This window comes from Flavobacterium sp. CSZ (assembly GCF_015350725.1).
In the GTDB taxonomy this organism is placed as follows: domain Bacteria; phylum Bacteroidota; class Bacteroidia; order Flavobacteriales; family Flavobacteriaceae; genus Flavobacterium.
In genome coordinates, this window is the sequence record NZ_JADKPQ010000035.1 from 1 (window position 1) to 23,582 (window position 23,582).

General features: G+C 35.4%; 11 protein-coding genes. 1 reads left to right on the forward strand and 10 read right to left on the reverse strand.

The genetic code is table 11. The features are described 5' to 3' along the window. The 10 genes from IRZ78_RS25175 to IRZ78_RS25220 form a co-directional block, all read right to left on the reverse strand. On the reverse strand, positions 1–756 hold a 756-nt coding region (locus tag IRZ78_RS25175; RefSeq protein ID WP_194620208.1), incomplete at its 3' end, for a family 43 glycosylhydrolase. 149 nt (positions 757–905) lie between these two features. After that, positions 906–2,375 carry a cellulase family glycosylhydrolase gene (locus IRZ78_RS25180; RefSeq protein WP_194620211.1) on the reverse strand — a complete coding sequence of 490 codons (1,470 nt, stop codon included), beginning with the start codon at positions 2,373–2,375 and terminating at the stop codon, positions 906–908. Positions 2,376–2,489: 114 nt separating this feature from the next. After that, positions 2,490–4,019 carry a glycan-binding surface protein gene (locus IRZ78_RS25185; RefSeq protein WP_194620213.1) on the reverse strand — a complete coding sequence of 510 codons (1,530 nt, stop codon included), beginning with the start codon at positions 4,017–4,019 and terminating at the stop codon, positions 2,490–2,492. An 18-nt stretch (positions 4,020–4,037) separates the two neighbouring features. Next, the gene (locus tag IRZ78_RS25190; RefSeq protein ID WP_194620216.1) at positions 4,038–5,621 is read right to left on the reverse strand and encodes a RagB/SusD family nutrient uptake outer membrane protein; all 1,584 of its coding nucleotides are present in this window, start codon (positions 5,619–5,621) and stop codon (positions 4,038–4,040) included. A gap of 19 nt (positions 5,622–5,640) precedes the next feature. Continuing rightward, positions 5,641–8,823 (reverse strand): TonB-dependent receptor, encoded by a 3,183-nt coding sequence (locus IRZ78_RS25195; protein WP_194620218.1) that lies wholly within the window; start codon positions 8,821–8,823, stop codon positions 5,641–5,643. An 867-nt stretch (positions 8,824–9,690) separates the two neighbouring features. Further along, positions 9,691–11,061, reverse strand: a complete 1,371-nt coding sequence (locus IRZ78_RS25200) for a glycoside hydrolase family 43 protein (RefSeq protein WP_194620220.1) — start codon at positions 11,059–11,061, stop codon at positions 9,691–9,693. 8 nt (positions 11,062–11,069) lie between these two features. After that, entirely contained in the window at positions 11,070–12,656 is a 1,587-nt protein-coding gene (locus IRZ78_RS25205; protein ID WP_194620222.1) for a glycoside hydrolase 43 family protein, read from the reverse strand. Between the two features lie 331 nt (positions 12,657–12,987). Next, a complete protein-coding gene (locus tag IRZ78_RS25210) occupies positions 12,988–17,010 on the reverse strand; it encodes a two-component regulator propeller domain-containing protein (protein ID WP_194620224.1) in 4,023 nt (1,340 codons plus the stop codon). Positions 17,011–17,229: 219 nt separating this feature from the next. After that, positions 17,230–18,768 (reverse strand): alpha-L-arabinofuranosidase C-terminal domain-containing protein, encoded by a 1,539-nt coding sequence (locus IRZ78_RS25215; RefSeq protein ID WP_194620226.1) that lies wholly within the window; start codon positions 18,766–18,768, stop codon positions 17,230–17,232. Positions 18,769–19,113: 345 nt separating this feature from the next. Continuing rightward, positions 19,114–21,981, reverse strand: a complete 2,868-nt coding sequence (locus IRZ78_RS25220) for a TIM-barrel domain-containing protein (RefSeq protein WP_194620228.1) — start codon at positions 21,979–21,981, stop codon at positions 19,114–19,116. A 672-nt stretch (positions 21,982–22,653) separates the two neighbouring features. Here IRZ78_RS25220 and IRZ78_RS25225 point away from each other — a divergent pair. Further along, positions 22,654–23,511, forward strand: coding sequence for a helix-turn-helix domain-containing protein (locus IRZ78_RS25225; protein ID WP_194620230.1), 858 nt, complete (start codon positions 22,654–22,656; stop codon positions 23,509–23,511). Positions 23,512–23,582 lie beyond the last annotated feature (71 nt).

Consider the following 23,582-nt stretch of genomic DNA (forward strand, 5'->3'; position numbering starts at 1 on the left):
GGGTATCTTTGAAATATTGCCCTCCAAACTGATCATATCTGCTCCTAATTTGACAATTCTGGCATTATCGGGCATATATTTTGTTTTAGGCGTTCCGGCTCCAAAAACCAACCAGCCTTTACCTTGATTGTCAATCAAAACTCCGGGATCGAATGGATTTTCGACATCCATACCCGGAACAGAATGATCCACTATGTTCTTTCCCAATGGGTCTTTCCAAGGGCCAACCGGAGAGGTGGAAGTAAGCACTGCTGAGGCGCCACCCCCATTGGAGTAATACAAATAGAAGTGTGTTTTCCCATCTGCTTCCAGCCTGGATGCAATGGAAGGCGCCCAGGACACCGAAGTCCATGGTGCTAGATTTGCTGTATCTATGAGGCCATGATACGTCCAGTTGACCATATCGTCTGTAGACATCATAACCAGTGTACGGATATACCCGTAATTATTTTTCCCATCCTTTCCTACCCTCTCATACTGTTGATGATCATTTGTGGCATACACATAAATTCTTCCATTATATTCTATAGCTGTTGGGTCAGCCGTAAACATAAAATCTAATAATGGATTGGCATTATTGGTGAGAAGTTTGGGAGAAACAGTTGCAAATTTTTCTTCCAAATGATCATTAATGACTTCCGCGACTGGTTCCGTAACCACTTCAGGTGGTATCGCTTTATCCACTTCTGGATCTTTACTACATCCCAAAAAAGAGATAGCTAAGACTGTAGGTAATAATATTTTTTTTCTAAACATACTTTTTGACAAAAAAATGGATACTGGTTAAAGATTAATTTCAATTGATAGTTATACTTTAAGCTACTCTAGCAAAGAAGTCAATGCTTCCCTGAGCACTGGAGAATATTTTACCAATCTCAAGGAAGCAAATAAATAACCTTATGTTACTATTTATATCCTTCAATAATGGCGTTTAACAAGGGCTGATCCAGTACTGCATTATTCTTTCTGTCGAATATATTGCCTATCTCCCACCAGAATGGCACCATGCCATTTACTCTGGCCTGTTTAGTTACATAAGTTGCCCAGTAATCCACAGACTGATTATGCTTATCCAAATCCTTAGGAACAAAATTACCGTTACTGGCAGTTCGCCTCCAGGATGCATATTCACCTAGTATTACAGGGATACCTTTATCAACAAACTTCTGTTTTATCTTTTGGAAGTCAGAATCAACCACATCCTCTTCTCCAGAGGTGGCATTGCGTTCTGGCTCAAGGGTAGAATGATTACCTTTCCCCCAATAGTAAGCCATATTGCCCCACTCCTCATCTCCATTAGTTAGTATCGTAAATGTAGCAGGTGTATAATAATGCACCTCGAGCATCAACTTGTTAGGAATCTTGTCAACTGGTAGTGTATTCATCAAATCATAAGTTTTATTAGGGTCAGTGTGAGGCCCCTGGACAACCAGAACCCTGTAACTATTTTTACCCCCGGTAGCACGCACTGCATTAATAAATGTCTGGTGGTAACTAGTGAGTATGGACATCTGCTCGGCATTATCAGCCGCAGGTTCATTCGCACTGGCAAACATAAGGTGTTCGTCAAAATCACGCATGTTTGTAGCTATCTGTTCCCAAAGTGCCTTTTGCATCGCATTAACCACCTCTTTCTTTGCTGGAGTGATATTCTTTTCAAGCCAGCCACTATCCCAGTGAATATTCAGCATCACATACATATCATTCCGCACACACCATTTAACCACTTCGTTCACTCTGGCAAGCCATTCTGGGTTAATTTTCATTCTATCGGGATCACTTAAATGACTCCAAACCCAATTACAAGGAATTCTTACGGCATTGAAACCTTTTTGTTTTACAAATTTCACATACTCCTCAGTAATTTTATTACCATTTACCCACTCTCCTTCGACTTGAGATTCCATGGTATTGCCAAAATTTATTCCCATTTTCATTTTTGCCGCCAGTTCTACCGCCGTACTACTCATTTCTGTTTCATCGGGAGCCTTAGGTGTCAAATTATATGTTGGGTATAAACTACCTAATTGTGTAACCACAATTCTTCGAGCCTGACCATTAGCTGCCTCCACATTTAGTATAACAGAACGAGATGATCCAGATTCATTACTTAGAGCTGTTATTGTGGTCACAGTAGTCCCATTATTACCACTTGTCTTGGTCATTTGCAACCAAGATATTCCAGAATTTTCAATAGTCCATGTACTGTTTGCTTCAATGGTGATTTGCTCTGATGTACCTCCTTCTGGTTCAAAAGAAACAGTTTTTGTTGAAACCATTAATTGTGGGGCTTCGTCTCCGTCTTTTGAACAAGAGACCGCAAATCCGGTAATAATCAGCAGTAGTACAATTTTATATAAATGTTTAAGTTTCATTTTTTGTTTTTTTTAGAATTAATAAATTTTTATGTAAGACCTAGAGGAAATTTAACTTTCATGAAATAGCTGCAGGCCTTTATTAAACTATTAATAATCTGTTATTAAAATATTTTAGTTACCTGATTTTATTCTCACAACCCTTATATTGTCAATAGCAGCATAAAAACCTGTGGTTGTTTTAAAAGGAGCGAAATTTTTAAGGATAAAATCATAACTACTCACGCCAGTAGGGTCTAATAATTGGTTTAAACGTTCAGCTGATACACCATCCCCTAATTCGGCAACTTTTGATCTAAATTCAGATAAAGGAATCGTTACGGTTTGCCAACCATTTGTTTTATAAGCACGGGTCTTATTAGAACCAGGAATTTTCCATGGCTCATAACGCGCTACAAAACTATCACCCGCAAATTCAGTTCTAATATAAAGAGTACCTCCATCCCATGGTTTAGCTACACTTATTTCAAATTGAAGCCCCCAGTTTTCAACAGGATCAGACATATTTCCCACAGGAATCCATGTATTTTTTTTATTAATTGGAGTATCATTAGCATTACCCAATGGAGCATATTTACTGGCACCGGCATCTAAAACAGGAGTATTAAAATATGCAATCTGACTATGATTTGATCCCATCGAACCATTAAAAACGGCCATATCATAATCCAATACAAGAGCAGCATCCCCACGAAATCCAAAATAATCACCCCACTCAAAATTTGCTAAAAGACCTAACCATTTGTTATTTTGAGTATTTATATCATAAGGAGTAGAAACTGTTCCATAACTGTTAACAATGGTCACTGGTCCACTAGAGTAGCTGTTCTTATCAGGAGCCAAAAACTTAACATAATAACCCTCCGGATCTTCTGTGAAATCTGTAATAGCCTTACTTCCAAAACTAAAACTTGAAATACCGTTCAAATTTTTACCATATATCCGTATCGAATCCCCTACCGAAGGATTTGCATTAGAGACAGCATAAATTTCCGGAACAATTAAAACATCAAATTCATAGCTACCAGATGCAGCAACAAGTTCTCCAGCCCAAGGCATTGGCGCATCAATTGCAGGAAGTACAAATCCTACAGAACTACCATCGTCTGCTGTTTTACGCGGCGAAATATCTATACCTGCTATAGTCAATTTTTCTATCAAATATAAATTGGTACCATAAACATAAACCGAATCACCTACCTTAGTCGCTGCAGTCATCGAATTACCTGTAATGGTAGCTGGCGGCGGCACTACATTCAATTTAAAAGTAGTTGTTCCGCCATTGGTAACAAATTTTATAGTATTTACAACATCAGGATCAATATTATTAAAAGGCAATGACCAGGGAACTTGCAAAACAGCTGTTTTATCTGAAAACAATCCGGTATCGAACTGCACAGGACTACCATTAAAACTTATCTGGGTGGCATCTTTTAGATTCTTTCCATGAATTACAATCCATTGTCCAGGGACAAGACTTGTCACTAATGTATCATTAGGTGCAGCTGCATAATTCCTAACTGCTGTAATAAGAGGAGCACCATTTAAATCATCTTCGTTATTACACCCAGTAAACATTGTAACGATCAATATCATGCTTAAAAACAGCAAATGACAAATACGGTTATTCAATAATTTTTTCATATTTATATACTTTTATTACTATTTATAATAAGGCACTGAAGGCTGATTCAATTTTGGATTAGCAATCACCTCTGATGCAGGTAATTGTAAAGTAAAAGTGCCAAAGGTTGCTGGAGAAATAATTGCTATGGGATCCTTAGGCCTAGCAATTTCAGTAGCTTTATCATACTCAAATGTTACCCTTTTTTGATTACTAAGAACTTCAACTGCTTTAACAGGATTATAATAAGAGAGTCTTATTAAATCAAACCAGTATTGTCCTTCACAAGCAAATTCAACTCTCCTCTCATGTAGAATTACATCTGTATTAAGCACTGTCACTGGATCAACACCTGCCCTTTCTCTTACCTTATTAAAATACAATAACGCATTGGCATCACTTGTAGATCCATTATTACCAAGGATAGCCTCAGCATATATTAAATAAATATCTGCTAATCTAAGTAATGAATTATGCTCTATAGAAGATAAAGTGGTCATTGCAGAATTATTATTATCTACCTCATTACCAATGATATGTTTCTTCATCCCTGGCTGAGTAGCAGTATATCCCCCTCCAGCAGCATTTAACTCGGCATAATAATCTCCAGGGAGCATAATACTCACTTTACGTCTTATGGAATCCTGCCTAGTATAGGCTAAATACAAATCGTAACTCGGATCAGCAGATCCAAAAGCAAACGATTTTTGAGGCACAATATCGTTACTTGGCGAGTAGGTCAATAATTGATTACCTTCATTCCAACCACCATTAGTAGTAGACCATTGCAGTGCAAATAATGATTCTGGACTATCATTGAATTGCGTTCTAAAAAGATCTTTATAACTCGGAAGTAATACTGCCCCACTGTTTTCAATTACATCTTTTGCATAACTTTTTGCCTTGTCTAAATATTCCTGATTACGCATACCACCTTGTTGGCCTAATCCAGCCATTGTTAAATATACTTTACTTAGCATCCCTTTTGCTGACCAGCTAGTAACTCTACCTTTCTCATCAGTTTTAGGAAGATTTTCGGCAGCAAAAATTAAATCTTCAGTAATAAATCGGTAACCATCTGCTACTTTATTTTTGTTTACTAAAGGAGCTTGTATTAACTTAAAATTATCCTCAATGATAGGTATTTCTCCCCATGCCATAACAAGTTGATAGTATGCAAAGGCTCGAATGAATCTTGCTTCTGCTATTGCAGCATTTTTATCTTTCTCAGAAACTGTTGTCCGCGCATCTTCAATACCCTTAATTGTAACATTACAGTGAGCCACCACAATATATAGTCCTTTCCAACAAATTAATAAACGATTGTTAGTTCCTGAAAGCGTAAATGTGTTAAGCTGCACCAAATCTTCACCTCCATATGGCAGAACAAGATTTCCGCTTAATATGTCCCCTATAGGAATGTATGCCTCATTATTCCATTGTGCCCATACTCTACCTCCATAGAGGCCCGCCGTAGCTAACCTTATTTGTTCTTTTGTCTGATAAAAATTTTCAGGGCTTATCTCTGAGAGAGAAGGTCGGTCAAGAAAATCATCCGAACAGCTTACTGCAAAAAACACAGCAAACAACACACAAATTTTTTTGAATTGTAAATATTTCATAATATGTATATTTTTTTAATTAAAGTCCCGCGATAAGTCCAAAAGTAAATGTTCGTGATTGTGGATAATAACCGTAATCAATTCCAGCCTGTAATGGATTCCACGAACCCACCTCGGGATCAATTCCTTTATAACTAGTAATAAGAAAAGCATTAGTCACACTACCATAGACGCGAAAAGAAGACATGTAAATTCTTTTTACCCACTTTTCAGGAAAACTGTATCCTAGCGTAATATTTTTACATCTAATAAAAGAGCCGTTTTCAACATATTTATCAGAGAAACGATTGTTTAGGTTACTATTATTATTTTTAAACCCTACAATTGTGGTATTGGGGTTAGTAACATATACGTTGTTAACATCTGAAGGCGAACCATTTGGATCAATTAAAGCAAGTACCGCATGATCTTTTAATGCTGATAAGTATCCATAATTAGTTAAAGGATTTTCTCCATTAACTCTCATTGCGTTTATTACTTTATTACCAACATTAGAACTAAAGAAAATATTCAGGTCAAAACCTTTATAATTAAAGTTATTACCAAAACCTAGTTGAACAACTGGAATTGGAGACCCCAAATACGTTCTATCTTTTTCAGTAATTACACCATCACCATTCAAATCTTTAAATTTAAGATCTCCATACCATACCCCTCCAGAATTTGGCGTAATTGGTAATGGAACTCCATTTGTTGAAGTAGGCAAAGCATGGGTTTTAAAATCTTCTGCAGTTGCAAATACACCTCCATCTAGTTTGTAACCATAAAAATCACCTATAGATCCACCAACTACTGTTTGAGCAACTATTTCATTGTTAAAATATCCGGGTAAGGAAGCACCGTCAGTATTTAGTTTTAGTACCTTGTTTTTATTATGAGATAAAGTAAAATCAGAACTCCAAGAAAAAACTTTGGTAGTCATGTTTTTAGTATTTATATGAAAATCTAAACCTCTATTTCTCACAGCTCCAATATTTATAAATGGAGCATAAATTGCTCCTGGAGACCACCCGGCAGTTGTTCCAGAATAAAATGGTAATGGAATTTGCATTAACAAATTGTTTGTAACACGATTATAGACATCAAGTGAAAGATTAACCCTCCATCCAAAAAGATTTGCATCAATTCCAGCATTACTATATTGTGTACTCTCCCATTTAACATTAGGGTTTCCTAAATTAGTTATAATTTGTGCATTGCCCGCTAAGGCTGTTGCAGATGATATTAATGTTGATAAATAAGCATTTTCTCTAACATTTTGATTATTAGTCAAGCCATAACCAATCCTTAACTTTAAATCATTGACCATTTTTGAGCCTTTTAAAAAATTCTCGTTATTTAGTCTCCATGCAAATGCTCCTGAATAAGTATTTACCCAACGGTTATCAGATATAAATTTTGAAGAACCATCTGCACGCAAGTTAGCTGTAAACAAATATTTATCATTTATAGTAAAATTAAGACGCCCAAAATAAGATTCCTGTGCACCATTTCCCTTTTTTCCATCATTGGTAACAGTTAATACATCACCACTACCTATATTGGTAACGTCGTCTGAAATGAAATTTTTCCTTGATGCTGAAACATTTTCAAACTGAGACACCTGTGCTTCATGCCCTACCATCATATTGACGTTGTATTTATTTTTAAACACTTTAGCATAAGTGAGGAAACTTCTAAAAACAGTAAAATAGTTTTGATTATAACTATATTTTGACTCATTTATTAATCTCTCAGCTAAGCCAAACTTATATTTAGGATAATATTCATCAGTTGTACTAAAATCAAAATTTCCTGAGACCTCATTTCTAAATGTCAAATTCTTTGTAAATGTCATCTCTGCATAAAGATTACCAAACAACTGATTTCTTTTGGGAGTATTTTTATTCACAAGAGCCAAAGCAACTGGATTAACACGCTTTGCAATCCATCCTTCATTACTTGCTTCTCCGGCATAACTACCATCCGGATTTCTAACTGGTATATCTGGTGTTTGGCCTAATGCTTCTCCAATAACATTTGAACCTGTCGAATTTACATTTTCTTCAATATGAGCTAATTGCAAACTGGTTCCTACTTTTAACCAGCTAGTAACTTTGGTATCTAAATTTATCCTTAGCGAACCTCTTGTAAACTCAGACCCTAAAGCGATCCCTTCCTGATTAAAATAACCCGCTGATAACAAATATTGCGTTCTATCATTACCACCACTTAAAGTAAGTACATGATTTTTTACCGGAGCTCTTCTGAATAATTCCTCTTGCCAGTTTGTCCCCTCACCTAGATACTGAGGATTAGCAAATTCAGGTCTTTTATCAAAGCCCCAAACTTCTGACCTGTCGTTAATAAACTTAGCGTATTCTCTTAGATTCATAGTATAATATTGCTTAGTGTTCTCTTGGAGTCCAGTTGAGAATTCGTAAGAAATTTTCGGAGCTCCTTCTTTACCTCTCTTGGTAGTAACTACAATTACACCATTAGTGGCTTGCGAACCATAGATAGCAGTTGAAGATGCATCTTTTAAAACGTCAACAGACTCAATATCTGCAGGACTAATAGTTGCTAATGGATTTGTACCATTGGCTCCACCATAACTTTGACCAATTATAACTCCATCAATTACATACAATGGAGAACTACTACCAAAAGAAGACAGACCACGAATTTGTATATTAACACCACCTCCAGGCTGACCGGAAGTCTGCTGCACTACTACACCGGCTACTTTACCCTGTAAAGCCTGGTCAAATGTTACAGGTGCTGTTTTACGAAGCTCATCACCCCCAATTGAAGATATTGCTCCGGTTACATCTTTTCTTTTTGACTTACCGTACCCGATTACAACTACCTCATCGAGTGCTTTTCGGTCTTCTTTAAGGCTAATCCTCAATGGGCTACCGGTAACCTTTACTTCCCGGCTTACATATCCCAGATAACTTATAATGATTGTTTCTCCGACTTTAGCATCAATAGAAAATGAACCTTCCAAATCGGTAGATACACCAGTTTTAGCTCCTTTTAGATTAATATTGACACCAAAAAGTGGTTTACTCTCTACCTCATCTAATACAGTACCTGTAATTTTTACATTAGAGTTTTGAGCTGATACCAGACTAAAGGAAAAAAGCAGGACTATTAATGCATATTTTTTTAAGAGTTTCTTTGCTTTTACAAAGCGTTGAATTACATGTTTTTCATTCATAATTAATTGGTTTTGGTTAGTTAGTCAAGTGGTTATTTTTACATAAAAAAGGCATTGGACACAAATAATGGCATCATTATTTCATTTGATACATTATTGATCTATTGGGAACAAATTAACAATAATACAATCCCATAAGATGGCCCATTTTGTATCTAAAAACGGTATCAATTGTTGCAATTAGTGCACTTGTAATAAAAAAATAACTTTATTTATTTCATTTTCACATTTTATATCACAATAAATTATCATTTCAACAAGACGACAATTTCTATACAACACTAAACAATGACCTGTCTTTAACATTAAATTCACACTTGATAATGCTCTGGACTAAATAACTATTAGTTGATTTTTTAAAGAAAGAATAAATCAAAAGAACTGTAAATAATTACAAAGAAGTGATACGCCTATTTACTCTCAGATGACTTGTAGTTGCAGTCATCTTGTCGATAGTTATAACATGTTTTATTTCCCCAAATCAGCCATGGAGTTGAATGAGTTTTATATACAATACAAGTATTAAAAGTTTTTAATTTTTAAAAACCTAAATTAATTCATAGAAAAGATTCATCCAAAGGGTGAAATCAAGCTAAAAATCTTTGAATAACTCTACGGTAAAAAAGAGATTTTTAAATTATTAAAGGATTGGAAAATTGAAAAACCAATTTAATTTAGATTATTCTTTTAAATCCAATAACATCTTTGGGGATTTGCTAAGGACTCATCAGGTAGAAGGGTTACCACCTAGTTTATCAAAAGGTTTTAAAACATAAAACAACAATTGTTACAAACAAGCAAGCCACACGATTCTTTGGTGTGGCTGCGGGATTTTTTTTTAGACAACAAATTGCTTTTTGTTAAAACTTATTTTATGAATTTCCAATAATCAAAATACAATATGTCGGTCTTGCCTTTTCCTTTAAAAACAAAATATAAATCGTGAAGCCCTGAAACTTTCTTAACATCAATTGTTTGCAATGCCCATTTATCATTGCTTTGCGTCGGTACATCTACAATTCCAATTAATGCTCCGTCTTTAGTGTCCAATCGTATCTCCATTGAAACATTTCCGTTGTGCGTTGTGCCAATTCTTGTGGTGAATTTCCTAGCGCCATTTTTACCGAAATCTACCTCTTTTACTTTGGTAAAAGCCTCGTTGTGTTTGGCCGTAACAAAGTTACCAACCTCATCGTCTCTCATTGACTTGACTCCCTCAGACCAGGCAATGGTTTCAGCTTGAGTTTTCACATAAGGATTCAATGGACTTAAACTCTGTTTAATACCTTGTGTCATATTCATTTGCACAATCGAACCATCTTTATTAAACCTGACTTCTTCTACACATACTGAACGGGTAAAACCGCCACCTCCGGGCAATGCACCATTGTGATAGAACAAATAACTCTTTCCCTTGAAATCAATTATACCGGGATGATTGGTAAAAGAACTTCCTTGTGTAGGCATGACCACACCTTGATATTCCCAGGGTCCTGTTATACTTTTACTGGTTGAATAACCAATATGTTCCGGTATTGGACCCGCGGCAAAAAATAAATAATACAGACTATTGCGTTTATACAACCATGGTCCCTCCTCATAAGTGGTAGGTCTGTTATTTTTTTCTTCTTCGCGTTTACCAAAAGCTTCTATAGTATTGGGTATTTGTTTAACTTCTCCTGAATAGGAAATCATATCCTTATTGAGTTTTACGTAATACAAGCCGGGATTTCCCCAAAACAAATACGCCTGACCATCCTGATCAATAAATGCCGTAGGATCGATATCGTTCCATATATGATCGGAATCGATAAGTCTCTTACCAAGAGGATCTTTAAATGGGCCATAAGGACTATCTGAGACCAAAACTCCTATACCTCCACCATGTGTGGGACAATACAAATAAAATTTACCATTTCGTTCAATACACTGAACGGCCCAGGCACCATTGTCCTGTTTAGCCCAACTAAAATCTTTTAAAGAAGCAACTATTCCATGGTCTGTCCAATTGACCATGTCGGTTGATGTATAAAGTGACCAATTGAGCATTTTAAACCCCTTGCCATCGGCATTGGCATCGTCTTCATCATGGCTTGTATAGAGATACACTGTGCCGTTATGTACCATTGGTGCCGGATCTGCCGTATAATTAGTTTGCACAATAGGATTTTGTGCTTCTCCCATGGAGCAATTTAAGATAGCTATAAGTGTAGCTAAAAGTCTATAGGTATGTTTCATTTTAGTTCTTAATATTTAATTCTGAACCAATCAAAATCCGCGTAACCACCTATTTCTTTTGAGGCGTAATTAAACAAGCCAAAACGATAGCCCATAAAATGTGGGATATCATATTTCATCTTCAAAGGTCGACCTATCGGTTTCCAAACTTTTCCATCAAGACTGTAAAAGAAACTAGCTTGATCTTTCCCATTAAGAGCGTAAAGACTATTAGCTTCATCGTTCATACCGGTAAAATCGCAGTCGATTCTGAAATAAATTTGTTCTTGATCAAGCGCAATTCGCTCTACTTCGAGAGGCTTATCATTATCAGTAGTGATCATTACTATCGACTTTTGACCTGCGTCAATTTTAACCCCTACTAATCCATACTTTTTTTGGAGAACCGAGAATCCGGCAAAATCGCCTTCTTTCATTTTGGAAACATCCAGGGCAACAGAAGCTGAGCTGGTTGGACCAATAGTGCGTTGTGTAAGAGTGTTTCTGGCCTGAAGAAAATCAGTGTCGATTCTTCCTGTTTTAAGGCGTAAAAATCCTTTTCTTTCAGTTACAGACCACAGCGCATTATCGGGATTATGATTCCATTGCCATACTAAAGGAAGTGCCGCTTGTCCTTTTCTTCGGTTGAATTCATCACAAGCAACCAAATCCGGAATTAAACCTTTACTGGCCGGCAGGTCTAATGTTGTCGGGACTTTTCCTTTTTCTCCCAATACAGGCCAACCGTCTTCCCAGCTAACGGGAACCAGATAAGGAACGCGCCCAACAGCAGCAAGATCCCGGAAAAGATAAGAGAACCATCGTCCATCTGGAGTATCAATGAGTCCGCCCTGAGCAATTCCCCTATCCTGTAAGGCAACTTTTCCTTCCCAGGGACCATTGATATTATCTGCCCTATGTATAAGTACAGTTCGCATTTCACCACGTGGTGCGCAAATATTAAATAGATAATATTTCCCTTTTACTTTAAATAATTGAGATCCTTCAGCTGCAAGACCTACTTCTTTTCCTGTTGGAGCACTGGCGTTTTCGATAAGAACACGCTCGGGAACACCTTGTTTAACTCCTGTCAGATCCTCATTTAATTCAACAATTTTTAGTTTTTCCGCGCCATGAATTAAATATACCTTGCCATCATCGTCAAAAAACAATGAATTGTCATGGTATGCTGGGTTAAAAGAAATTCGCTGCCAATTTCCTTTTTCTATATCTTTTGTTTTAAAAATATAAGTTTCACCTGTGGTGTATGCAAAAGTGGTTAGATAATATATCCCCTTATGGTAGCGCAAACTACTTGCCCAGGCCCCCTTGCTGTATGCGTTTTGATTGTCTGTCAAATTTAGCGCCGGCAGATCTGCCAAAGTATCATAAGCATAGTTGATGATCTTCCAATTGACAAGATCAGTCGATTTCATAATGGGCACGCCTGGGTTCATATGCATCGTGGTACTGCTCATATAATAATTTTTACCCACCCTGATCATAGACATATCAGGCACATCAGCAAAAATTATTGGATTTTGGGCTTGCGCCAAACTAACGGTTTGGACAAGCAAAACAAGGAAGGCGAAAATGAGCCTAATTTTTTTTTTCATAATTTTAAAATTGGTCAATAGTTTGTAAATGTTTTTTTTTTAACAAAGCAACAAGAAAACAATGCCACAGAACGTTTCCTTTTGTATCGCAAGAGTACATCAATTGTATTAATTGAAAAATCTATAATCTTAAATACATTTATAAATCAATTTTCATCAAATTATGTCAATTCAAATTTGAAAGCATATAGTTCAAAAATTATAAGCAGTAGCAAAAAAAAAAAAGTAGTAAAACTAAGCTTACTACTCCCTTGAATTGTACTTGTATTTGTTTATTGCTGTTTTACTTTATAGCATTAATGAATTTAATGATTTCACTCAACAAATCTTATTATTGTTGTTGTTTATAATTGCGCAAGTATTCAGAGGGTAAAAAACCAAACTCTTCCCTGAAGTACTTAGCGAATCTTTTCGGCGAATTAAACCCGACCTCATACGCTATTTCTGCAATTTGCATTTGGCTTTTTTCAAGAAGCTGACGTCCGCGTTTCAATCGTATAGTTCGGATAAACTCTATAGGACCTTTACCGGTAATGGCAACTAATTTTTTGTATAAATGACCACGGCTTAAACCTAAAGCCATACTAAGGGCTTCAACAGAAAACTCAATATCACTTATATGTTCTTCGACAACCTTAATAGCTTTTGCTATTAGCGCTTCATCCAAAGAGGTAATGGTTATCTCTGAAGGAGAAACATCTAACTTTTGACTAAACGAGGCGTGACTTCTCTGTGTCCATTCTACAAATTTTTGAATACGCAGTTTTAGCAAATTAAAATTAAAAGGTTTAGTTATGTAATCATCTGCACCAAGCTCCAGACCTTCTACTATATGTTCCTCAGCGGTACGCGCAGTCAATAAAATAACGGGAATATGAGACCAATGAATATTTGTTTTTATCTTTTTACAAAGTTCTATCCCATTCATTACAGGCATCATTACATCACTTACGATAATGGTTACATTAAACTTTTGTAGCAATTGCAGCGCTTCTTCTCCATTATTAGCCGTTATTACAATATATACATCCTGGAGATTATCTTTAATAAATTCACAAAAATCATTGTTGTCGTCTACAAATAATAATATTTTTTTATTTATGGCTTCATAAGTTTCTTGCTCCTGCTCTATAGTAAATTCTTCCAAAGTGTTTTCCGACAAATATTCTTCGTCTTCATTTAAATCACTCACTCTGATTGGAATTTGGAAGGTAAAAATACTACCCTGAGGAAAATTATCTCTAACACTTACTGATCCTGCATGAAGATTGATATATTCAGCGACAATATGTAGTCCTATACCAGTTCCTGTCTTCTCCTGTTCTTGCTGAGCCTGATAAAAACGTTCGAAAATATGTTCTTTTTCTTTATTGCTAATACCACGGCCAGTATCTGAAACACTAACACAAACATTATCCCCCGCTTTCTTTATATGGATCTTTATAGTACCTCCGTCTAGAGTATATTTGAATGCATTTGAGAGTAAATTTGAAAATATTTTCTGAATCTTATCCCTATCAAAGGACATTTCCAAACTCTCAATATCACTCAATAGTAGCAAAGTAATATTACGTTCTTCTGCATAAACACAAAATAAGAGGTAAATTTCATTGATAAAAGCAACAAAGTCGCCCGATTTTAAGTTCAGTCTCTCTACGCCAACATCGAGTTTATGAAAATCCAGAAGTGAATTTATTAATGTCATCAGCTGTTGTGCATTTTTATACATAACACTTAATTTTTTTCTCATACTCTCACTCGTTGCATCACTCAATAAAATCTGCAAAGGAGTAATAATCAGGGTAAGGGGGGTACGCAAATCATGACTAATATTGGTAAAAAACCTTAACTTGATTTCATTAATATGCATTTCTTTCTCATGATCCATCTGCACACGATGCTGCTCGAGTTTTATTTGATGTTTTTGTTTTGTCTTACCAACAAAAAATATTAATGTGCCAATAATTAAAATGGCATATATAATAAAAGCCCAAATTGAAAAATAGAAAGGAGGCATTACATTGATAGATAATTCTGTAGGGATATTGCTCCAAACACCATCACCATTGCGCGCTTTTATTAAAAGTTTGTAATTCCCAGTTGGAAGTGAAGATATTGCTATTTTATTTTTCTGAGTTGGCAACCATTGTGTAGTAAAGCCTTCTATCTGATAAAGATATTTTACCTTATCTGCATTCAATAAATTCCCTGTTGTAAACTCTAAGGATATAAGTTTATCATCATAGCTGAAATTTAACTCTGAAGTTAATTGCATTGAATGGTCCAGCAACTTACGGCCATCATAATAGGAGTCAACCTGAATAGTATTGTTACCTACTGCCAATTCAGTAAATATAACCTTTGATGCAGATTGGTCTTTTTCATACATTTTATTAGGGTTCAAAACTGTATATCCCTCTACATTACCAAGAACAATATCATTATTTTGTAATTTGCAAAAAGCACGGTCATTAAAAAAATTATTCATAAGACCATCTTTGACCGAATAATTTTTACTTGAAAAAGTAAAATCTCCATTTGATGTCGGCCTTACTGTAAGGATAGAAAGTCCATTGCTTGTTGTTACCCAGATATTGTTGAAATTGTCTTCTGTTATACCTTTAATTAAGTTATCGCATAGGCCACTCTCTTTGTTAAAATAGTAAAGAGTATCCTTTTTTTGATTCCAGATAATCAGTCCATCATTACTACCTAGCCATATCAGGCCGCGTTTATCTTTATAGACATTGGAAATTTGATCTTGGGGAAAAGTTTGATTTGCTCTCTTATTGCCATGATATAAAATCTTTTTGTAATTGGTAATATCAATTACCAAGAGACCACCTACGGTACCAAAGTACATTTTATCACCACCATCATAAAACATATCCAGGGCGTAAACAAGATCATCAAATGGGGTAATCAAAGAATTAAAACTTTCCGAATCTCTTGGTAATATCTGGATTTTTCCACCCAGTGGCCCAACCCATATATTCCCATATCGGTCTTCTTTTAAATTCCAAATACTATTATTGGTTAATTTGCTGTTCTTTGTAGTATACTGAATCATTTTGCCATTTTCATAACAAAAAAGTCCTCTTTGATAGCTACCAATCCAAACACGATTCTTCCTATCCTCCAGTATCGATATTACGGCAATGTCGGGAACTGGCAATTTCCTGATGGCCTCTGATTTTTTATCTTTTATATATAGTCCGTTTCCATCTGTTCCCAGCCAAATATTTCCCTGATGATCTTCCATTATAGACATGATATCGGAACATTGGGTATGTCTGAAATTGATAAAATTTCGAAAACTCTCATGATAGTAGGAAAGCCCCTTTTTATTGTATCCAACCCAGATAGTCTCGTTGTTGTCTTTGTAGAGACACTTCACACTGTTCGATGAGGGGCCAGTCTCCAGCCATGGGTCAGATATTAGATTCTCAAATACATCTCTTCCTTTGTCATAGATAAACAATCCCTTGTGGTCTGTTCCGATCCAGATCTGTCCTGGTTGATTCTCGATAATACTTGTTATATGATTGGCCTGGGTTTTTAATTGCGAACGCAATTCAAATTTTTCCCACTGCTCAATAGAATTCTTTTTGTAAAAAACCTCCTCGCTTTTATCCGAACAAATCCACAAGCCATTATTACTATCTAGATAAATTATATTAAGAGCATTAATACAATTTTGTTTAATAAAGGCCGGTAATTCTATGAATGCAAAAACTCCTGATTTTTTATTCATCTTCCAGCAAACCCCTGAATTAAATTGAATTGCATAGATAAATTCTTCATTATCAGTGATAGAGAATTCATCCTGTAGAGTAGTTTTTAATTGGAATGCAGAGGTTTTCTTTTTCTTGAAATTGTAAAAAAATATCTGCTTTTTGTTTATCACCCAGAGATTACGATTCTTGTCGATAAAAACCTTAGCATTAAAATCCGGCTTTATACCCAGATTAAGCAACAACAATTTTGGGTCTGAAAAAGAATCTTTATCTCTTTTATAAACCATATAAGAATATCCTAAGTCTACCCAGATATTGCCCAGAGCATCTTCCTGCAATTCCACAATATTATTTGAAGACAGGCTATTGGATACCCCCGCATGCATCTTATAAACCTTAAATCCATATCCGTCATATCTGTTTAATCCAGACTCTGTACCTATCCAAAGAAAACCGTAACTATCCTTTAGAAATGCTTTAACATTATTATTTGAAAGGCCCTGTGTAGTTTCTAAATGATGAAAAACATAAGAAGATTGTCCCATACTACTTTGGAAAGAAAAAATCCAAAATAGTACAGATGTATAAATATAGATTTGTCTAATATTTTTCTTCATTTTAAAATGATAAATAAAATAATCAGGCAGGCAGAAAGATAATTATTCAGGCTAAATTTCTTTCCCCTTTTTTTTTTGCTTTTCCTGAAAAATTCAAATATAATAAATGTTTTTTGGTCCCTCCTTAGCCACTTTTAATAATTAAAGGTAGGGTGACTTGATTTTATTATCGCAGTATGCTCCTAGCGTAAATGCAATTTATTTATCCATCACTACTTTTTACTTCCCTTCTAAAACCACAAGAGAAAAAGGCGGGATTGTAACTTCTAAAGTATCATTTTTTATTGAAAACTTATTGAAAAGAACTGGAATTATCTTGTTTGGATTCTCAAAAGTATTATAATCTTGAACTTTTGAAGAGGAGAGTACCTCTGCTTTAATACTTTTTATCCCCAGCTCTTTTAAATTAATTTTAACTTTGTTTTCTTTCTTTAAATCAATATTTACAAGTGAAAAATGAGTTACACCTGCTTTATCTTTTGAAGCCGAAGCAGAAACCGCCGGCAACTCTTTTTTATCAAAAATATATTTTGGAGATTCTATCTCTAAAGGAATCAGAAGAGCATCTTGATGTACATTATACATTTTCATGACATGGTAGGTGGGTGTAAGTACCATTTTTTCTTTGTCAGTCAAAATTACGGCTTGCAAAACGTTAACTATCTGGGCTAAATTTGCTCCCTTTACCCGATCTGCGTGATTGTTAAATACATTTAATGTTACACCTGCAATCATGGCATCTCTCATTGTGTTTTGTTGATATAATGCACTTGCCCCTTCTTCGGTATCATACCATGCGCCCCACTCATCTACTATCAAAGCAATTTTTTTCTCTGGATCATATTTATCCATGATCTGAGAATGCTTTTGAACCAACTCTTCGATTTTAACAGCCGCAGTCATGGTTTGAAAATACTGACTTTCATCAAATTTTGTAGAGGATCCTTTGCGATCCCAATTAGCAACTGAATACCAATGTAAGGCCACAGCTTCAATGAGTCCCTTAGGAATATCTCTCATTAAAACTTCTGTCCAGTGGTAATCATCTCCATTTGCCCCTGAGGCGATCCTGAATAACTTTTTACCACCCTTTGTATCTGGGATAAAAGTGGCATATTGTCTGTACAGATTAGCGTAAAATTCTGCAGTCATATTTCCCCCACATCCCCACATTTCATTTCCAACTCCCCAAAGACTAACTCCCCAAGGTTTCTCTCTACCGTTTTTCTTTCTTAAATCAGACATTGGAGAACCTGGTTGGTAATTTACATACTGCACCCATTCGTCTAACTCATGAGGAGATCCGCTTCCAACATTTCCTGCTAGATAAGGTTCTGCCCCAATAGCTTCACACATATCTAAAAATTCATTAGTTCCAAAACTATTATCCTCCACGGTTCCACCCCACCAGCGATTAACAATACTTGGCCTGTCTTTCTTAGGACCAATTCCATCTTTCCAGTGATAAGTATCGGCAAAACATCCTCCAGGCCAGCGAAGATTAGGAACTTTTAACTCCTGCAATGCTCTAATTATATCATTACGAACTCCTTTTGTATTTGAGATATTACTGTCTTCTCCAACAAAAAGTCCTCCATAGATACATTTTCCTAAATGTTCTGCAAAATGACCATAAATATGTTTATTGATGATCGTTTTATCTTCTGTTTTAAGTATTGTTAGATCTGTAGCTTTACTTTGTGCAGAAACATTCTGAAGAACAATAAAAATACAGATTAATAAAAAAAGTTTTTTCATTTGAAATATTAGTTAGTGATGATGTTTTTTTTTAGTTTTTTTTTTAGTTTTTTTTTAGTTTTTTTTTAGTTTTTTTTTAGTTTTTAATTAAACGCGCAATACCAATCTTGCTGAAGTCCTCTTATTTTCATTACACTCAAGAATTTCAATAAGCTTGTGAAACTTCAATTGTTGCTGAGTAATAGCATCAATTGTGCGCTTTGAGTAAGTATAGTTATTGCTTTTCCCTATGCCAAGGCCAATGTCTTAAAAGAAAGCTATAATTCCATTTTTAATCCCTATTTTGCCAAGATAAGTTATCTGGTAATCCACAGCATTTTGATGATATTTTTTTTTTTATTTTAGTTATTTTAACCTAATAGTTTGCAGATGGCCATCATAGTTGACTATCTGCCCTTTAGCATCATACAGAAATGCTTTAGGATTTTCTTTACTCACAGCAACAATAACAAACTTTCGGTTTTTCAACATTGCTTTAAATTCTCCTTTACGCTCTCCAATAGTTAAAACGCCACTTGCCTCATTGTAATTAAATGCAATGCTGGAATGGAATCCTTTTTCATAATTATAATTTGATCCCTCATCTTCATATAAATTAAAACTTCCATTTTTCCCTTTATAAACATAAAGAACAATAGTATCTGCTGGTTTCTCATCGGTATATTGTATTTCTGGTCCAACAGGAATGATTGCTCCTTGGGGAATAAATAACGGAATACGACCATATGGTGCCTCTACAGCTAAAGTTTGTCCTCCTTTGATGTAATCCCCGGAGTTAAAATCATACCAGTTAGTCCCTGCAGGAAAGTAAACTTCTCTTTTACGAGCGCCGTACTTATACACCGGACATACCATAAAATTTTGACCGAACATAAACTGATCGGTAGTGTTTACAACATTTTTATCGTTTGAAAAATCCATAACCAAAGGACGCATAATGGTATAATCGTCAAAATGGGTCATCCCGGCCATAGTATAGATATAAGGCATTAACCTGTAACGCAACTTATCATAAAACAAAATAGACTCGTAGGCCGGATGCCCTTCAGGGGCTATATTCCAGGGTTCACGATAGGGAAATTGGCCATGTGATCTGTATAAGGGCGCAAAGACTCCGAATTGATGCCAGCGTGTATTTAATTCTCTCCATTCTTTACTGTCTTCATTTTCTTTTCCATTTTTATCATATTCCTTTTGAGCATCTACATAACGATCTTCGACACAAAATCCGCCAATGTCCATAGTCCAATATGGAATACCACTAATGGCAAAGTTTAAACCTGCCGAAATTTGTGCTTTTAAATCTTCCCAGCGTGTTGCAATATCACCACTCCATGTTGCTGTGGAATAGCGTTGTAATCCTGCAAAACCGGATCTGGTCAATAAAAACACGCGTTTATTTGGCTCTATATTGCGTTGCCCATCATAAATGGCCTCAGCATTCATCAAAGCATACGTATTGAAGTATTCTGTCGCGGGTCCCAAAGCTGTTGGACCTTGCAAGGATTTTCGATACTCCATATCTGTGCAGTCCAGCACATTGGGCTCACTGGCATCCATCCACCAGGCATCCACTCCTGTTGGATATAAATTCTCATAAATTTGTTTCCAAAATAATTTTCTTGCACCACCCGAATATGCATCATAGAAAGACCCCACATAACCCGGACCAACCCAGTCACGAACATTATCTTTGATGGCCTGTTGGTACATCCATCCTTTTTGGTCAAACTCTTTAAAATGTTGAGTTGTTTTATAAAACTTAGGCCATACCGAAATCATCATCTTACCATTCATGGCGTGGATAGAATCTACCATCGCTTTTGGATTCTCAAAGCGCTTTGGATCAAATTTATGACTTCCCCAAGCATCTTCTTCCCAATAATTCCAATCCAATACTATATTATCTATAGGGATCTTACGTTCTCTAAACTGCTTAAAATTGCTTAGAATCTCTCCTTGGGTTTTATAACGCTCACGGCTTTGCCAATAACCCATTGCCCATTTTGGCATAATTTGAGCTTTTCCTGTCAGGGTACGATATCCTTTCACTATTTCATCCATAGAATTTCCATGAATAAAATAATAGTCTAATTTTTTATTCATTTCACTCCACCATACCTGATTGCTTTTCTCTTCAATGAGTTGAGGAGTTCTTACCCTTAATCCACAATAGGATGTTGCTCCGTTTGGTTTCCATTCTATTCGCACAGGAACTCGTTTACCTGCTTCTAACGGCATTGAAAACTTATAGCTGTTAGGATTCCATGCAGTTCTCCAGCGCTCTGGAACTACTAATTGATTATTCAAATACACTTTAACATAACCTGAATAATACAAAGTGAATTTATATTCTCCATTCTGCGGGGCTTCAATATCGCCTTGATAAGTAACACTCGCATTTTTTAAAGGAAAATCTGCTGGTAAGTTTTTAAAACTCTTAACATCTTCAAAGAAAATAGACGCTTCTTTTCGAACTAGTTCTATTTTCCCGTTATCTGGTGTAAGATAAGTACCTGTTAAATTACCAGGTTCACCATTTTTATCGTATAATTTAAAAACAGCATTTAACTGCTCATAAGGACGACTATCTCCAAAACGGCTTAGGGAATAACTATCCCATAAAAGTCCATAATTTTTATTTGAAACAATAAAGGGTACAGAAACTTTAGTGTTGTATTGAAATAATTCTTCGCTTTTATCCTTGTAATTAAACTCATCTGACTGATGTTGTCCTAAGCCATAAAAAGCCTCGTCTTTTGGCGATTCAAAAATCTGACGAATTGTGTAGCCCTTAGTTCCTTGAACCTCTACCGGACTAAACGTCTTGCCTCCACCAGAGCTTTCGGCCAGAATAATTTTGCCGTTTTTATCTTTAAACTTAATACCTCCATCTTTTGAGGAAATCAGAACATTTAAAGTTTTGGTAGCTAATTTAATAGAATCCTTTACTTTGCTAACCTTAAAGGGAACAGTGCCAATATTTGGGACAATAATTAAACTGGAATCTTTTACAAATACCTTATCTGGTGTTGCAGAGACATGCACCAAATTATCCCCTAAAACCTGCAAGCGTAATTTGCTTAATGCTGCGCCTTTTGCAGGGCTTATATTTACAATTATACCTCCATTTGTATTCTCATAATATTTACTAGCGCATGATGTTACTAGCAATGCAGCAATTAGGCTTAAGCATATTTTATTTCTTTTCATGTAATTTAGTTGATTATAAAAATAAAAAACTAGAGAGACTATTAAACTCTCTAGTTTAAAACTAACTTAAATTTAACCTTCAATTTTTAAAGTTGTCATCTTAACATAATGGGAGCAATTCACTTAAGCTCTTTTTTTACATTAATTCTATAGCAAAGAAGTAGATGGTTTCTATAATTTCGAATTCTCTGACCCTGGTATCTATTTTATTGTGAAATTGCGCTCAAACAATTATTTACAAAAAACAGTAAATAAACAGGGAAATAAAAAAACTAATTATTCAATCCAAACTTATCTAAAAATGATACTCAATCCATTTTCTAGAAAAAGTTAAAACCAAATGCTAAAAACACCATTTTTAACCTTGCTTGTCATGCTAAAAAAATTGTATATGCAAACCTCATTAAAAACTTCGTTTCATCACGGTATTGTTTTGTATCAAAAAGCGGTCTGATTTGTTGCAATTCTCACAATACAAGACAGGACCTTTTTTAAAGGATTATACAATTCAATATCATTTAAACTTAAATTATAGTTTTAAGATACAGCAATCTGATTCTATTGAAGTCTTTTTAATACTTTTGAGACTATCGTTTTGAATAATTTAAAATGATAGTCAGCAAAACTATTTAAAATTTTAAATAGTTTTGTTTTAACCCATAAAAGCAAACTATGAATACTATTTTTGGAGAACAGGGCGAATGTCTAATTGGAATTGAAAAAAGTGAGCATTCTTCTTTAGAGCATCCTGTTCAGTTGGCCGAATATTGCATAATTGTAATTCATAAAGGAGATGGTATTTACCATGCCGATTTCACTTCCTTTAATTTCTCTGGGCCCATAATCCTCTTCTCTACCCCTTTGCAAAGCATTTACATTGAAAATTGTAAAAATATTGAGTACACTATTGTCAAATTTCACGGTGATTTTTATTGTATTGAAGCCCATAGAGACGAGGTAGCCTGCAATGGTTTGCTTTTCAACAACATCTATTTGGAGCCCTCTTTAAGTCTTTCGCAGCAACAACATGAAGATTTTCATAAGGTTTTAAATCATTTACAAGAAGAACTAAAGGATCCTAATTCTTCCCCAATGATTCTAAAATCATATTTGCAGGTTATTTTGGCCAAATGCAGTACGGCTAAATTAAGAACCATGGAAAAGCAAGATCTAACGCTGGCTAAAGATCAACAAATGGAGCAATTTAGAGTATTGCTAGACCAAAAATATTTAACACTTCATAAACCCAATCATTATGCTGAGATACTTGGCATTTCTGCCAATACACTAACCAAAAAAAGTATTAAATATTTTGGCAAGAACCCCTCGCAGCTAATTCAAGACCGATTAATCCTGGAGGCTAAAAAAAAGCTGCACCTCACCACCTTAAGCATTAAGGAAATTGCGTACGAATTGCAATTTAGTGACGAGTATTACTTTAGCCGCTTTTTCAAAAAACACACCCAGATCTCCCCACAGGTTTTTAGAAACAAAGGGGGCATTTCTCAAGTGGCATATTTGTCCAAGTAATATCCCCTTTCGTCCATTTTATAGAATGGCAAGAGACTATAACTTTGCTTAAAATTAAATAATTTAAAAAA